Origin of the sequence: Nocardia sp. BMG51109, from assembly GCF_000526215.1 — a bacterium.
Lineage (GTDB): Bacteria > Actinomycetota > Actinomycetes > Mycobacteriales > Mycobacteriaceae > Nocardia.
In genome coordinates this window covers 4,385,392-4,400,614 of the sequence record NZ_JAFQ01000004.1, presented here as the reverse complement: position 1 = coordinate 4,400,614, position 15,223 = coordinate 4,385,392, and the positions used below count along the sequence as shown (strand labels likewise).

The window sequence follows — 15,223 nt, the reverse complement described above, 5'->3', positions numbered from 1 at the left end:
TATCGCAGGAGACGGGGCCGCTGCGCGAGAGCCCGCGCGGGCCTCCCCGCCGTCCTGCCGCCGGACCGGCCCCGCTCCGGGCTACTCGGGCCGGAACTCCTGACCGGATGCCGTCAGGAGCGCTCGCCCGGCTTCCCGCCGGCGAAGCGGCTGCCCAGGAAGCCGACGTAGGCGAGCAGGCCGACGGCGCCGAGTACGCGGGTGCGGCGGAAGGTGATCGCGAGTCCGAGCAGCAGTTCGGTGCCGCCGTTGCGGTAGGTCCACTGCCGGGTGTGCCGCGGGAAGGCGACACCGGTGATCGTATCGAAGAGCTGCGGGGCGGTGAAGTGCGCGGCACCGGTGCCGGCCAGGCCGAGGCCGAACAGGCGGGCGGGGACGCTGTCCGGGGTGCGGGCGTCGATGACCACCGGGTTCTTCGGCGTCTTGCCCTCGACCAGCGCCTGGCTCGCCCGGCGCTTCCTCCTGCTGCGGCCCATGGTCACTCCTGTCGGTCGGTCCGGGTTGCGGCGGCGGCCGGGGCCGCCCCGCTTGTCTGAGACAGTCTGTCACAGCGGCCGGCGGGCGCCCCGTGCGACGCGGGCCGACGAGTCCTACCGGCCGGTTCGCAGGCAGAAGCCGGCGCGCTGCCCGCGTTGAACGTTTAAACTTCGCTCGCTGAATGTGGGGTTCGGACTACGAGAGCGGGCTCATGACGAGCGTCGGGGACATCATCGCGGGCCGGTACACGCTGCGGGCGTTGTTCATGCTCGGCGGCGAGGGGATGGTCTGGCGGGCCACGGACGAGGATCTGGGCCGCGACGTGGTGCTGAAATGCCCGCGCCCGGACGACTCCGACAGCGCGGAGCGGTTGCGGACCGCGGCACGCAACGCGGCCCGCCTTCGCCACCCGCACGTCGCCGGCGTGCACGACATCCTGGTCGACGACGGCGTGTGCTGGCTGGTCATGGAGTACGTGCCGGGCCGCTCGCTCGCCGAAATCGCGCGCAGCGACCGCAAACTCGACCCGCTGCGCGCCGCGGCCGTCGGCGAGCAGATCGCGAGCGCGTTGGCGCACTGCCACGATCACGGGATCCTGCACTGCGACGTCTCCCCCGAGAACATCATCGTCACCGACGAGGGCGACGCCCTGCTGACCGACTTCGGCAGTTCCCTGGACCTGCGCAACGCTCCCACCGGAGAACGTCCGAGAGTCGATGCGGCGCGCGGGAAGTGGCAGTATCAGGCGCCCGAGATCGAACGGGGCGAGACGGCCGGTCCCCAGGTGGACGTCTACGCGCTCGCGGCGTCGCTGCAGGCCGTGACCCGGCGCCGCCGCCGCACCGGTCAGCTCGACGAGCTGCTGACCCAGCTGATGCAACCCGGGCCGAACCACCGCCCCGCCGCCGCAACCGCCGCGGCGCGCTTCGCTCGCCTGGAACGGCCTGCGCGAGAATGGAATCGCGTGGTGCTGCGGCGGGTGGCGATCGGCGTCGCGGAGATCACCGCCGTCGCGCTGAGCGTCGCGGCAGGTGTGGCCATACCGGTGACCGCGGCGACGGATACGCTGGGCGACCGGCGCACGGCCGATCCGTGCGCGCTGCTGGATCCGGCCGCGCTGGCCGAGTTCGGCCGGATCGATCTGACCACCGACGAGGCCAATTTCGACACCTGCGACCTGCGCGTGCGGATGTGGGGAGACGATTTCCACCCCGACGTCGGCCGGGTCCGGCTGATCCTGAAGGCCGACGCCCCCGAACAGACCTCGCAGCTGTCGCTCGTCCGGTCCGGGAACGTCACGATCGTGTCGGAGCCGCCCAGCGGCACCAGATGCATTCGCACCCTGGTGGTTTCGAGCGGCGGGAATATCGAGATCACCGGCGAGCGGCTGGCCGAGGCCGGGCCGGACCCGTGCGCGATCGCCGACGCATCGGTGATCCATGCACGAGACATGGTGTGGCGCAGTGCGATACCGCGCCGCTCGGCGCCCTTTCCGGCGGCTTCCCTGGCCCGGCACGACGCCTGCGGGCTGCTGGACGCCTCGGCACTCGGCAAGGTGGCGGGCATCGACGCCGTCCATCCGGTCGTCGGGTTCGGCAACTGGTCGTGCCGCTGGAACAGCACCATCGAGGGGCACGTGACCGTGCGCTACGACCGCGACTCGCTGAAGACCGCGGCCGACGGGCAGCCGCTGACGCTCGCCGGCCTGCCCGCCTTCCGCCGGAGCGGCCCCACCGATCAGAACAGCTGCGTGGTGCAGATCGAGTACCGCCGCTTCCGCGGCACATCCGGCGGTGACCGCGCCGAGGTCGTCGTGATCCAGTATTCGGGGGCGCCGACGACCGCGGAGCGCTGCGCCACCGTCACCGATCTCGCGACCACGGTCGCGGCCGACCTGACCGGATGAGAGCCGCGGGCCGGTTCTACCGGTAGGACCCGCTGTAGTACGGCTTGTTCTGTTCGTAGTCGTAGGGCTTGTAGCCGGGGTCCTGCGCTCCGGCGCATCCGGGCTGATAGCTGTCGCACGCGCCGTAGGGCTGGTAACAGCCGTAGCTGTTCGACCCGCACGGGTTGTATTGCGTTGCGGCGGTGCCAGTTCCGAATGCGATGCCGGGCTGCGCCGAGGCGGCCTGGAACGATGCGGAGCAGGCCGCGACGGCGAAGACCGAGATCGCGATCACGCGGCCGAGGGAGACGGTGCGGCGAGACATGGCGTCTGTTCCTTCCGATTCACTGAATAGCGTTGGAGTGCACCGGAATTCCGATCCCACGTCGACGCCGTGCGATCGGTGCGTCCGGCGCGGCCAGGTTAGCCATCCGGCCGCGGGACCGGTCCCGATATCAGCTCTCGCCGCCGAGCTCGATCAGGAACAGGTCGCGCGGCACCAAGGTTCCCGACAGCATGAGTTCCTGAATCAGATTGTGGTTCAACATATTACCGATCGGCTGCGGAACCTCCTCCGCGACCAGCCCGGCGACGCCGAGGCGGTGCAGCCGCAGCCGGACGGCGCCCACGAGTTCTTCGACCCGCCGCCGTTTCCACCCGGCGTCCGGCTGGATCTCGGCGAGAAGTTTCGCGGTGGCGTCCCACGTCCACGGTTGCGGCGTGGACTCGTGCCGCAGATACCGCTGCCCCAGCACGACCAGCACCAGCCGCTCGGTATCGCTGAGGTCGTGCGACGCAACGGGACTGGTCAGATGCCGGTGCCGAGGACCGGGCTCGCTCAGCCCGGAGGCGGTGACGAAGACCTCCAGCAGGTGTTCGCGCCGGTCCGACCCGCGGATGAACAGCGGCGTGTATCCGTCGTCGAGCGGAACCGGCTCCTCCTCCCGGAAAAGCAGGCACGACTCGGCGATCCGGATCGGCTGCGCCCCCAGATTGTGCACCCACCACCGGTTGTCGCCGCACACGAGCGTGCCCTGGTGCCGGCTGATCCGCACGTCGTTCTCCCCGATGCACACGTGCACCAGCGGCCGATTGCGGCCGAAGATCACCTTGCGGCCATCCTTGGGACGGAAGGTGACACCGCCGACGAGCGACAGCGCCGACACCGTCCCCGCGACCGGCGCGGCCACGCCCCGGGCGAGGCTGTCGTGCGAGGCGGGCAGGCGCTGCCCGTCCACCGGTTCCAAGGTCCGACACATTCGAATCACCTATCCGTCTGCGGTCCGGTTACCGTCCCGTCGATCCTGGCAGCGATCTCCGGGACCGATCCCGGAATCGTGCCGAATTGCCCCGCCGAGGCGCTACCGCAGCTCACGAAGTTCCTGCCCTGACGGCCGGCGTCGGCAACCGGCTGTCGCCCGAACCCGGGCCGGGCTGGCAAGATGCCCAGCACACGGAACGAGGAGGCGAAGATGTTGGCACTGCAGGAAATGTCGGATCGGCTGGAGATCCAGGACCTCACGGTGCGGTACGCACACGCGGTCGACACGCACCAGTGGGACCTGCTCGACGATCTCTTCACGCCCGACGCGCACATCGACTTCTCCGCGACGGGCGCCCCCACGGGCGGACTGGCCGGGCTCAAGGAGTTCCTGGCGCAGGTGCTGCCGAATTTCGTGGCACACCAGCACTTCCTCAGCAATTGGTCGATCACCGTCGACGGCGATACGGCGGCCGTGCGGACCATGTGCCACAACCCGATGGTGGTCGCGGACCAGGAGGGACGGCAGACGCTGATGCAGTACGGCCTGTGGTACGTCGACGACCTCCGGCGTGTCGACGGCCGCTGGCGCATCGCGCGGCGCGAGCAGGAGAAGAGCTACGCCTTCGTCGGCTCATCGGCGGTCGGACCCTGATTCGGGCGATGGGTGATACAGGCGATGGGGTGATACGGGCGATGGGCTGAGCGACAGACTCTGTGCCCCAACAGGACACAGAGCCTTGGTCGCCTCGAGGGCACGAACGTGGTGCAGGTCTATTTCCACCGGCACCAAGTCCGTGCGGGATCCTACTTCGACGCGGCCAGGTTTTCGGTGACCTCGGCGTGCGAGTTGCGGCCGAATCCGACGTGCGATTCGGCGCGCATGCGGTCCACCATGTGCGGGTAGTGCAGTTCGAACGCCGGACGCTCCGACCGGATCCGCGGCAACTCGTAGAAGTTGTGCCGCGGCGGCGGGCACGACGTCGCCCACTCCAGCGAACTTCCGTAGCCCCACGGGTCGTCCACGGTCACCACCTCGCCGAACCGGTGGCTCTTGAACACGTTCCACACGAACGGCAGCACCGAGGCGCCCAGGATGAAGGCGCCGATCGTCGAGATCGTGTTCAGCAGCGTGAAGTTGTCGATATCCAGGTAGTCGGCGTACCGGCGCGGCATCCCCTCGGCACCGACCCAGTGCTGCACGAGAAACGTCGTGTGGAAGCCGATGAACGTGGTCCAGAAGTGCCATTTTCCGAGCCGCTCGTCGAGCATGCGGCCGGTCATCTTCGGGAACCAGAAGTAGATGCCCGCGTAGGTGGCGAACGCGATCGTCCCGAACAGCACGTAGTGGAAGTGCGCGACGACGAAATAGCTGTCGGACACATGGAAATCCAACGGCGGGCTCGCCAGGATCACCCCCGACAGGCCGCCGAACAGGAAGGTCACGATGAATCCGACCGAGAACAGCATCGGTGTCTCGAACGTCAACTGCCCCTTCCACATGGTGCCGATCCAGTTGAAGAACTTCACCCCCGTCGGCACCGCGATCAGGAAGGTCATGAACGAGAAGAACGGCAACAGCACCGCACCGGTGGCGAACATGTGGTGCGCCCACACCGCGACCGAGAGGGCCGCGATGGCGAACGTCGCGTAGACCAGTGCGGTATAGCCGAAGATCGGCTTGCGGCTGAACACCGGGAAGATGTCCGACACGATGCCGAAGAACGGCAGCGCGATGATGTACACCTCCGGATGCCCGAAATACCAGAACAGGTGCTGATACAGGATCGCTCCGCCGTTCGCGGGGTCGTAGATGTGCCCGCCCAGGTGCCGGTCGTAGGCCAGCGCCATCAGCGCGGCCGTCAGAATCGGGAACGCCAGCAGGATAAGAACACTGGTGACGAGGATGTTCCAGGTGAAGATCGGCATCCGGAACAGCGTCATCCCCGGGCACCGCAGGCAGACCACCGTCGTGATCATGTTGACGCCGCCGAGGATGGTGCCCAGACCCGAGACGGCCAGGCCCATGATCCACAAGTCCGCACCCACACCCGGCGCATGCACGATATCCGACAGCGGGGTGTAGGCCGTCCAGCCGAAATCGGCGGCGCCACCGGGGGTGAGGAAGCCGGCGGTGGCCATCGTCGCGCCGAACAGATAGAGCCAATAGCTGAACGCGTTCAACCGCGGGAACGCGACGTCCGGCGCACCGATCTGCAACGGCAGCACGACATTCGCGAAACCGAACACGATCGCGGTCGCATAGAACAGCAACATGATCGTGCCGTGCATCGTGAACAGCTGATTGAACTGCTCCGGCGACAGGAACTGCAGACCCGGCCGCGCCAGCTCACCACGCATCAGCAGCGCCATCACGCCACCGATCATGAAAAAGGACATGGCCGTGAACATGTACATCTGCCCGAGCAGCTTGGGATCGGTGGTGGTGACCGCCTTGAACAGGAACGACCCCTTCGACTCGGACCGCGCCGGATAAGGCCGCACGGCCTCGAGCCGATCCTCCGGTTTCGGAGATACAGCAGTCACCACATCCTCCTAGGTCGTTCTCGCAACTCGTCCGTACCAACGGAACCGGCACCGGAAACCCATGAATGACGCGCACAACCGAACGCAAGCAGCATACTTGCAGCTAACGGATCTCCACACTGCCGCAGACCCCGTGTCCGGTGGGACACGGGGCCTGCGTGGAATCGGGCGGGGCCGTGCGCCCGCCCGGCCGGCGGACTCGGTGGTACGGGCGTATCCCGCGGCGCGGGCGCCTCGATGGTGGTCTAATCGGGCCTCTCGTGTCACGATCCATCGTCGGGCCGTGAACTGGGGCCGCCGTCTGTCCACGCTGTGCGCTCGCTGCGCGCCCCCTATCCCCGTCACCAGGCGATTCGCCGATCCACCCCGCGATCGACTATCGTGGAAACCCGTCGCCGCAAGGCACGCGGATGTAGCGCAGCTGGTAGCGCATCACCTTGCCAAGGTGAGGGTCGCGGGTTCGAATCCCGTCATCCGCTCCACTCCCTTCAGCACCGCACCGCCGCAGGTGCCCGCTCTGACGGCCCCGCATCAACGCCCCGCCGTCATCGCCGGCTGCGGACGTCCGCTTCTCGGACGCGAGATTCCCAGCGGGGCCGGAGAATTGGCGGCGACCACAATCCCGGCGATCGCGGGGTTGTGGGCCGACGTAGATGTTCTTCCCGCACTATCGGATCGGCGGGCGGTGGCGGATACTTCCGGTAAGTCGGGCATGGTCGATCCGAATCCGTCGATCCGAATCCCTGGGGGAATGCCGTGAGATCGATACGCGCAGTAGTGATTATGGCGTTGGTCGGCTGTCTGTCGTTCGGGCAGCCGTGGGCTCGGGCCGACGACGAGACATTCGGCGGGCCGCCGGCGCCGCCGAGCGCTCCGGCTCCCTCCGAGTTTCAGCGGTGGATCGACAGAACCGTTCCGGCACTGCCGTTTCCGGCGGCACCGTCGCCACCCACCGCCGACCTCCCGCCCGAACTTGCGGCCGTGTGGCGCGGCGTCCTGCCGCTGCCGACGGGTGATCCCGCCTTCGACGCGTGGCCGGCCGGTCTCGATCGGCTCGCACCCGGCGATCTCGTCGAGTGGCGCGACGTGACGGCGACGACCGCGCCACTGGCGGTCGTGCCGATCCGGCGCGCCCTGCTGCTGAAGTTCCGGACGACCGCGGCATCGGGCGTACCGTCCTTCGGCACAGCCACATTGGTGATTCCGGCGGCGGCCTGGACCGGCCCGGGCGGCCGGCCGGTGCTCACGAACGCACTGCCGATCAACGCGCTCGGCGCGCGCTGCACGCCGAGTTACGCTCTGGCACACGGCATTCACGACAAGTTCAACACCGGCGACCTGTTCCCGCCGACGACCTGGTGGGGCCTGAGCCGGGGCTATGCGGTGCTGGTCCCGGACCACGAGGGCCCGTGGATGTCGTACGCCGAACCGGCCGTGGCGGGCCACGTGGTGCTCGACGCCATCCGCGCCGTGCGGGCGGTGTCCCCGGCCGAGTTCGCGGACAGCCGATTCGCCGTCACCGGATATTCGGGCGGGGCGATCGCCTCGTATGCGACGGCCATGCTGCTCGGCGACTACGCACCCGAACTGAGCGGTGTGCTGGCCGGGGCGGCCGCGGGCGGGCTCGTCACCGACTACCGTGCGCTGGCGCACAAGTTCAACGGCAATATAGCGTCCGGAATCCTGCTGGCCGTGTCGCTGGCGATGGCACGAGAGCATCCGGAACTGCTCGCGACCATGAACCATCTCGCGCAGTGGGTGGCGGCCTCGCCGGTGAAGGACACCTGCGGCGACACCAACGGGCCGCTCGGCGTGATCGGAATCCCGATCGAGATCGCCACGAACACCGCCGACCCACTCGACAGCCCGGCCGCCGACCGGGTGCTCCGGCAGGCCGACCTGAGGGACCGGACCGCGGGAGCGCCGCTGCTCATCTACCATGGCGCACACGACTTCTGGCTCCCCATCGAAGGACCCCGGGAGCTGTACCGGCAGCAATGCGCACGCGGCGTTCCGGCCGTATTCCGCCCCGAGCCCGGCGAGCACCTGCTCGGCGCGCTCGCCGGATTCCCGGAAGTGGTCGACTGGCTCGATGCGCGCCTGCGCGGCGTCTCGGCCCCGACCGAATGCCCCGCGGCCCCGCAGCAACCCCCGGCTTCTCCCCCACGATGAGGTTCGCGAACCCTTCCCCTCGGCACGGCCCTAACGCCCTGGGAGACAGGGGGTTCCGGCAAGAGTCCCGCACGCCGGGCTCACTGCCGGTAGGTGGCCAGGAATCGTCCGATGCGTTCGATGATCGCTTCCAGGTCGTCGGCGTGCGGCAAGGTGAGGATGCGGAAGTGGTCGGGGTGCGGCCAGTTGAAGCCGGTGCCCTGCACGATGTGAATCTTCTCCTGTAGCAACAGGTCCAGGACGAACCGCTCGTCGTCGCGGATCGGGTACACGCTGCGGTCGATGCGCGGGAAGGCGTACAGCGCGCCCTGGGGTCGCACGCACGAGACCCCGGGGATCGCGTTGAGCGCCTCCCACGCCCGGTCCCGCTGTTCGCGCAGCCGCCCGCCGGGCGCGGTGAGCTCGAAGATGCTCTGGTGCCCGCCGAGCGCGGCCTGAATCGCCTGCTGCCCGGGGACATTCGCGCACAACCGCATGCCGGCGAGCATGGTCAGGCCCTCCAGGTAGTTGCCGGCGTGCTGGGTGGCACCCGACACGACCAGCCACCCGGAACGGAATCCCGCGCACCGGTAGGTCTTCGACAACCCGGAAAATGTCAGGCACAACAGATCCGGGGCGAGCGAGGCGACCGCCGTGTGCGCCGAGCCGTCGTAGCGGATCTTGTCGTAGATCTCATCGGCGAGGACGATCAGCTGATGCCGGCGAGCGATCTCGACCAGCTGGCCGAGCACCTCCGGCGGATACACCGCCCCGGTCGGGTTGTTCGGATTGATGATCACCAGCGCCCGGGTCCGGTCGGTGATCTTGGACTCGAGGTCGGCCAGATCGGGGTACCAGTCGGATTGCTCGTCGCACAGGTAGTGCACCGCGTGGCCGCCGTTGAGGGCGACCGAACCGGTCCACAGCGGGAAATCCGGTGCGGGAACGAGGACTTCGTCGCCGTTCTCCAGCAGCGCCGTCATCGCCATCATGATCAGCTCGGAGACACCGTTGCCGAGGAACACCTCCTCGACGTCGACGCCGGCGACCCCGAGGGTCTCGTAGTACTGCACCACCGACCGGCGCGGCGGCAACAGCCCCTTCGACGAACAGTAACCGCTGGAGGCCGGCAGCGACCGCACGATGTCCTGCACCAGCGCCGCGGGCGGCTCGAACCCGAACAGCGCCGGGCTCCCGGTATTGAGCTTCACCACGTGATGCCCCTCGGCCTCGAGCCGCGCGGCGTGCTCGGCCACCGGTCCGCGGATCTCGTAGGACACTCCCGCCAGCTTGCTCGACTGCTTGACCTGCATGAACATCCCTTCTCGGTGCCGTTGCCGGACACTCTACTTGGAATTACCAAGTATGCACTTGGATTTTCCAAGCTCGACGCTACAGTGGGTGCGTGCCCCGCCGAAGCTACGACCACTACTGCTCCGTCAGCCGCGCCCTCGATATCGTCGGGGACCGCTGGAGCCTGCTGGTGGTCCGCGAATTGTGTTCCGGCCCGCGCCGATACAGCGATCTGTTCGCCGATCTGCCCGGCATCAGCACCGATATGCTCGCCGCCCGGCTGAAGGACCTCGAGCGCGACGGCATCGTCACGCGCGGCAGCACCGGCCCGCGCACCTATGCGCTGACCCCGCGCGGCGACGCCCTGCGCCCGGTCCTGAACGCGTTGTCCGAGTGGGGAACTCCGCTACTGGGCGAGCGCCGGGCCACCGACGCCGTCCGCGCCCTGTGGTTCGCGCCGCCGCTGGGCCGGGCCGTCGCCGAACAACTCGGCACCCACACGGCCACGATCCACCTCGGCGACACCACCTTCCACGTCACGGCCACCGCAGCGGGAATCGCCCACCACGACGGCCCGGCCCCCACCCCCGCCCCCGAAATCCACCTCGACCTGCCCGCCGCCACCGCCATAGCCACCGGCGCCCGCACCCTGACCGACACGGCACCGGGTGTTCGGATATCGCCACCGGACACCTGCCCGCCATCCTGAGACGAGAACCGGCAGCCGTACTCCGAATGGTTGCAGGGCCGGATCTCTTGCGCGATAGTACGGATGTGATCGAAGATCAGTTGTCCGAGGCGTTCGACCTCATCGAGATCCGGGGCCTGCTGTCGGGCGGGTTCGCGGTGCGGGGGCCGTGGGTGTCGCGCGGGACGATCGGTGTGCCGCTGAAGTTCATGGCGATGGCGCGGGGCCGGGCCCGCCTGGTCACCGACGGGCTCGACGGCCCGATCGAGCTCGAACCGGGCGACGTCGCGATCCTCAACAACCGCGCGTGGCTGGAGCTGCGGGGCGGCACCGGAGACGAGCCGCCGCGCGAGGTCGTGCCCGAGGACGGCGATCCCTTCCTCCGGCTCGCCGAGGCCGACGACGGCACCGACGTGCTCATCGGCGGCTATATCGACCTCAACCCGGTGGGCCGGGCGCTGCTGCTGCAGGCGCTGCCGCCGGTCGCGCACGTCCGGGCGGCGGCCGCCACGGCCGCGAACGTGCGCGGCAGCCTGGACCGGCTGCTGGACGAGGTGACCGGCAACCGGATCGGCTCGGCGTTCGCCGTCCGGCAGTACGGCCAGCTCCTGCTGCTGGAGGTGCTGCGGGCCTACGTCGAGCAGGCCGAACTCCCGCCGGGCTGGTTGCGGGTGCTGACCGACGAACGCCTGAGCCCGGCGCTCACCCTGATGCACACCGAGCCGGGCAGACCCTGGCGCCTCGACGAACTGGCACGTGCCGCGGCGATGTCGCGGACCTCGTTCGCCGAACGCTTCCGTGTGGTGTCGGGCATCCCCCCGCTGACCTACCTCAACCGGTGGCGAATGCTGCTGGCGCAGCGGGCTCTTCGCGGCGGCGACGTGCGCATCGGAATGCTGGCCGCCGATCTCGGATATGCCTCGGAGAGCGCCTTCAGCACCGCGTTCAAACGGGAGGTGGGCGTCTCCCCCTTGCGCTACCGCTACCGCGTGCGCGACGAGAAGTCGGGCTACGCAGAGCCTCTACCGACCCGGCCGGCGGCGATCGGCTGAATCGCGGTGCGCCGCCGGTCGATCGCGGCCGACCGGATCAGTTCGCGCAGTTCGGTGACGGCGGTGCGCCCGCGCTCCTCCGGCGGTATGGCGTCGAAGACCTGCTCGGTGAGGCCCATGACGAAGCGGGTTCGATACCCCTCGGCCGGCAACCGCTCGACGGTGGCCGTGGCATGGCGGGCTCCTTCGGCGCAGTCGCCGCTGCGCACCCGGCACAGCGCGCGCTGCAGTTCGATCTGTGTCGGCCCGCGCAGGAAACCGGGCGGGTACAGCCGCAGCGCGGCCTGCTGCGCGGCGTCGGCGGCCTCGATATCGCCGAGATGGGAATAGACGAAACTCTCGGCGAACCGCACCCGCTCCTCCGGATACGCCCAGCAGTGCCAGCCGTGGTCGGCCGTCATATCCGGCGGCAGGCCGGCGAAGGTATCGCGCAAGGCACGCAGCGCGGTCTCGGCCTCCGCCGCCCGGCCCAGCAACGCGTACGACTGCGCCCGCGCCGCGAGCAGGCCCGGCCGCCCGACCACCGGACCGGTGGCGATCAGCTCGTCGGCCGTGCCGATCGCGCCGACGATCGACAGGGGTGGGCGGCCGTCGTAGATGTCCCGGATCGCCGCACGACCGCGGATGTACAGCATGATGTGCGGATCGCCCGAGGAATCGGCGGCGAACCGGGCGGTGCGCCACCAGCGGGCGGCTTCCCGAAACTGTCCGAGATCACCCACCGCCTGCGCCATGTACTGGCTCAGCAGGGCGCCGACCTTGTACAGCTCCCGGCGCCGGTCGGCGCAGGGCGCCTGCGCCAGCGCGAGCTGGAGAATCAGGATGTCGGGCAGCAGCATCTCGGGCAGGCGCCTGGACGTGTCCATGCCGTAGCAGTCGGCATGTTCCCGGACGATCTCGTACCAGTCGGTGATATCGGCCGATTCCCCCTCGGCGACAGCCTGATTCAGGCCGTGGCGGGCCGCCTCGACGCCCAGCGCCGCGCCCACACCGGCGAGGGGGATATCGTCCAGAAAGGTCCGCCGCCGCACCTCGGCGAGGCCGCCCCCGATCGGCGCGGGCGGCGCGGGCGGCACAGGCGGCGCGGCGCACTCCGTCCCCCGCTCGGCGCCGGCCCGACTCGGCGGCCGGAAGCCGAGTTCCGCATCGGTCTCGATGCCGAGTACGGCGCGCAGCCCGGCCCGGCAGTCGTCACCCGGCCAGCGGACCAGACCCCGCTCGAGCTTGCCGATGTAGTTGCCGCACAACTGGACCGACCGTCGGCGCTCCCGGAACACCCAGGCGTTCACCGACTCCGCCAGTTCGGCGCGGGTCAGCGGGTGCCCGCTCGTCGAGGAGCGGATCCGGTTCCGTGCGTAGTTGAGCTGGTCGTTCGGTTCTCGCATGTCCCCGCCATTCCGATGGCCCGCGCATTCTTCGCGGAATCATCGCAGCTCAGGCCGCGCCGTACCGCAGGATCCGGCAATCTTCCCCGAACTCTCCCCCAAATGTGACCGCAATCGGGCGTTCCGCCCGGCGGCCCGGCTCCGGAAACTGTTGCGCAGCCCCGCTGCCGGGTCGATGCCGGACATCCGGCACATCGCCCGGGCCCGACCCGTGTGACGCCCGCGCGATGGCAGCAGCTCCCCGGCGGCGGGTGCTCACGGCGCGAGACAGGAGAAGCGCGATACAGAAGAAGGGAGCGTCCGGAATGTACGACGACATGATCGATGAGATTCCCTCGCAGGCGGTCGTGGGCACGCCGGCCGGCCCGGAGGCAGGCACCCGCCCGATCACCGAACGCCCGCTCGCGAGCGACTGACGGCCGGGTCCGGCATGGAGGTGCGTCACACCGAGATCGAAGGTCTTCGCGCGACGTGGCGCCTGGATCGCCGGCAGATCGAAATCCTCGAGGTGCACAACCTGTCTCGTGACGCCGAGACCGGTGCGGAGGTGACATTCGAGCCCGGCACCGACCTCGCCGAGGCGCGCGTGCGGCGGCCCGAGTGGGAGCCGCTGTGGAACGCGATCCGGCGCGAGTTCTGGCTGGCATGCACCCGGCGGCCCGGCGATCGGCCCACACCCCGGTGAGGTCGCCGGATCAGCTCCGCGCCACCAGATCCCGGCCCAGATCGGCCGCGGTCTCCCGCAGCAGCGGAATGACGGTATCCATGTCCAGTCCCGAAACCCGGGCCTGCGGACCCGATATCGAGATGGCGGCCCGGGCCGGGGCGTCGGGGATCGCGACCGCGAAACAGCGGACGCCGACCTCCTGCTCGCCGTCGTCCTGCGCGTAGCCCTGGATGCGGATGCGGTCGATCTCGGTGCGCATCACGTCCGGGTCGGTGATGGTGTGCGCGGTGCGGGGGCTCATGGTGATCCGGGCCAGGACGCGATCGGTCTCCTCCGGGGCGAGCGTGGCCAGCACCGCCTTGCCGACGGCCGTGCAGTGCAGGTCGACCCGCTGCCCCACCTCGGTGAACATGCGCATGGCATGCGGTGAGGGCACCTGGGCGACGTAGACGACCTGATCCCCGTCGAGCACCGCCATATTGGTGGTCTCCCCGGTCAGGTCGCGCAGCCGGGTCAGATGCGGGCGGGCCGAGGCGCCGAGCACCCGGCCGGCCGACTCACCGAGCCGAATCAGCCTGGGGCCCAACGAGTATCGCCGGGACGGCTGCTGACGGATGTAGCCGCCCACGATCAGGGTGCGCAGCAGCCGGTGAATGGTCGGCTGCGGCAGGCCGGACGCCTCGGCGAGATGCGACAGCGTCGTCTCGCCGCCCGCGTCGGCCACCAGCTCCAACAGTTCGAAGGCACGATCGACGGACTGCACCCCGCCGGTCCGCGGACGGGCTTCGGTCACGGCGATCCTTCCCTCGTGGGTGGGCACGCCCACCATTTTCGCAGCCGGCTTCCGCCTTACGAAACTTGGCAATACGACGCCGGAACGTATCACGGCCCGTCCGGCCGCCGCGAACTAGCAGAAGCCGGGGATCCCGTGCCACGCCGCGCCCGGATCGGTCGCGTCGTCGCGCTCGACCGTGGCCTCGATCAGGCCGTACGGGCGATCGGCGGCGATGAACACCTCGCCGGGGTTGTCGATGCCGAAACGATCCAGGTCGTACCGGAAGTGGTGCTTGTTCGGCGCCGAGAACCGGATCTCGGCCACCTCACGATGCTGCTCCAGCACCGCGTGCCCCATGCTGTAGAGCGTCTGCTGCAGCGCGTAGGAATGCACGGAAGCGAACCGGCTCAACAGGATCGAGCGAATCGAGTCGTAGGTCTCGTCCCAGTCGACGTCGGTATGGTCGTAGCGCCACCGGGCGATCAGGGATGTGGCCATGACCCGATCGGTGGTCTCCTCCAGCGTCGTGTATTCGTCCTTGAAGAAGCCGTGGAACTCCGAGCCGGTCGTCTTCAGCAACACCAGATCCCGGATACCGGAGACCACGTGCGCGCGCCGGTCCGGGCCGGCACCGTCCACGTTGATCACCGTGGTGCGCACGCCCCCGCCACGCTGCACGAAGGAATGGTCGTGCCCCCGGCCGTCGACCGGGATGCGGTCCCAGGCGTATTCGTCGATCTCGATGCGCGCACCGTCGGCGCCCGGGCAGCGGGCGATGAAGTGGTCGGCGAGGGTGAGGCCGAAGTCCTCGATCGCCGCCACACCCTTCTCCTCGGCGAAGGCGAAGATCGTGTTCTTCTGCGAATCGGTGGGGAGGATGTCCTTCTGGTCGCCCGTGACGTGGGCGTCGGCGAACCGGCCGCGCAGCGCGGTGGAGACGTTGAGATCGCGGATGTGGTGGCGCGCGGAGTCGCGGTGGACCCGCACCAGGCGGTTCTCGGCCTTGCCGTACTGGTTGGGCCCGAGCTGGATGGCCATGGAC

Annotated in this window: 14 protein-coding genes and 1 tRNA gene; 7 read left to right on the top strand and 8 right to left on the bottom strand. The window is 69.3% G+C overall.

Annotated elements, in window-relative coordinates; translation table 11 throughout:
* Positions 1-113 precede the first annotated feature (113 nt).
* A complete protein-coding gene (locus tag D892_RS41740) occupies positions 114-476 on the bottom strand; it encodes a hypothetical protein (protein WP_024803148.1) in 363 nt (120 codons plus the stop codon).
* Between the two features lie 212 nt (positions 477-688).
* Here D892_RS41740 and D892_RS0121100 point away from each other — a divergent pair, with 212 nt between their 5' ends.
* Positions 689-2,383, top strand: coding sequence for a serine/threonine-protein kinase (locus D892_RS0121100; protein WP_198036959.1), 1,695 nt, complete (start codon positions 689-691; stop codon positions 2,381-2,383).
* 16 nt (positions 2,384-2,399) lie between these two features.
* Here D892_RS0121100 and D892_RS0121095 read toward each other — a convergent pair whose 3' ends face one another.
* Both D892_RS0121095 and D892_RS0121090 read right to left on the bottom strand, forming a co-directional pair.
* Positions 2,400-2,687, bottom strand: coding sequence for a hypothetical protein (locus D892_RS0121095; RefSeq protein WP_024803146.1), 288 nt, complete (start codon positions 2,685-2,687; stop codon positions 2,400-2,402).
* A 130-nt stretch (positions 2,688-2,817) separates the two neighbouring features.
* Positions 2,818-3,621 (bottom strand): hypothetical protein, encoded by an 804-nt coding sequence (locus tag D892_RS0121090; protein WP_036567318.1) that lies wholly within the window; start codon positions 3,619-3,621, stop codon positions 2,818-2,820.
* Positions 3,622-3,834: 213 nt separating this feature from the next.
* On the opposite strand from D892_RS0121090, the gene D892_RS0121085 reads away from it, so the two are divergent.
* Positions 3,835-4,278, top strand: a complete 444-nt coding sequence (locus D892_RS0121085) for a nuclear transport factor 2 family protein (RefSeq protein ID WP_024803144.1) — start codon at positions 3,835-3,837, stop codon at positions 4,276-4,278.
* Between the two features lie 152 nt (positions 4,279-4,430).
* Here D892_RS0121085 and ctaD read toward each other — a convergent pair whose 3' ends face one another.
* Positions 4,431-6,170, bottom strand: coding sequence for a cytochrome c oxidase subunit I (ctaD, locus tag D892_RS0121080; RefSeq protein WP_024803143.1), 1,740 nt, complete (start codon positions 6,168-6,170; stop codon positions 4,431-4,433).
* Between the two features lie 406 nt (positions 6,171-6,576).
* On the opposite strand from ctaD, the gene D892_RS0121075 reads away from it, so the two are divergent.
* Both D892_RS0121075 and D892_RS0121070 read left to right on the top strand, forming a co-directional pair.
* Positions 6,577-6,652: transfer RNA gene (locus tag D892_RS0121075), tRNA-Gly, on the top strand.
* Positions 6,653-6,953: 301 nt separating this feature from the next.
* Positions 6,954-8,342: a lipase family protein gene (locus tag D892_RS0121070; RefSeq protein ID WP_084161158.1), complete on the top strand. Its 1,389-nt coding sequence runs from the start codon at positions 6,954-6,956 to the stop codon at positions 8,340-8,342.
* Positions 8,343-8,422: 80 nt separating this feature from the next.
* Here D892_RS0121070 and D892_RS0121065 read toward each other — a convergent pair whose 3' ends face one another.
* Positions 8,423-9,634 (bottom strand): pyridoxal phosphate-dependent aminotransferase, encoded by a 1,212-nt coding sequence (locus D892_RS0121065; protein WP_024803141.1) that lies wholly within the window; start codon positions 9,632-9,634, stop codon positions 8,423-8,425.
* Positions 9,635-9,726: 92 nt separating this feature from the next.
* Between D892_RS0121065 and D892_RS0121060 the strand changes: the two genes are divergently transcribed.
* Positions 9,727-10,323: a helix-turn-helix domain-containing protein gene (locus D892_RS0121060; protein ID WP_024803140.1), complete on the top strand. Its 597-nt coding sequence runs from the start codon at positions 9,727-9,729 to the stop codon at positions 10,321-10,323.
* Between the two features lie 65 nt (positions 10,324-10,388).
* Positions 10,389-11,354 (top strand): AraC family transcriptional regulator, encoded by a 966-nt coding sequence (locus D892_RS0121055; RefSeq protein WP_024803139.1) that lies wholly within the window; start codon positions 10,389-10,391, stop codon positions 11,352-11,354.
* Here the strand turns inward: D892_RS0121055 and D892_RS0121050 are convergent.
* Positions 11,312-12,739, bottom strand: a complete 1,428-nt coding sequence (locus tag D892_RS0121050; RefSeq protein WP_024803138.1) for a hypothetical protein — start codon at positions 12,737-12,739, stop codon at positions 11,312-11,314. The two genes, D892_RS0121055 and D892_RS0121050, sit on opposite strands and share 43 nt — an antisense overlap.
* 436 nt (positions 12,740-13,175) lie before the next feature.
* Here D892_RS0121050 and D892_RS0121040 point away from each other — a divergent pair, with 436 nt between their 5' ends.
* Positions 13,176-13,424 carry a hypothetical protein gene (locus D892_RS0121040; RefSeq protein WP_198036958.1) on the top strand — a complete coding sequence of 83 codons (249 nt, stop codon included), beginning with the start codon at positions 13,176-13,178 and terminating at the stop codon, positions 13,422-13,424.
* 10 nt (positions 13,425-13,434) lie between these two features.
* Here D892_RS0121040 and D892_RS0121035 read toward each other — a convergent pair whose 3' ends face one another.
* Positions 13,435-14,199 (bottom strand): IclR family transcriptional regulator, encoded by a 765-nt coding sequence (locus D892_RS0121035; protein ID WP_369801763.1) that lies wholly within the window; start codon positions 14,197-14,199, stop codon positions 13,435-13,437.
* Between the two features lie 114 nt (positions 14,200-14,313).
* Entirely contained in the window at positions 14,314-15,219 is a 906-nt protein-coding gene (gene pucL, locus D892_RS0121030) for a factor-independent urate hydroxylase (protein WP_024803135.1), read from the bottom strand.
* Positions 15,220-15,223 lie beyond the last annotated feature (4 nt).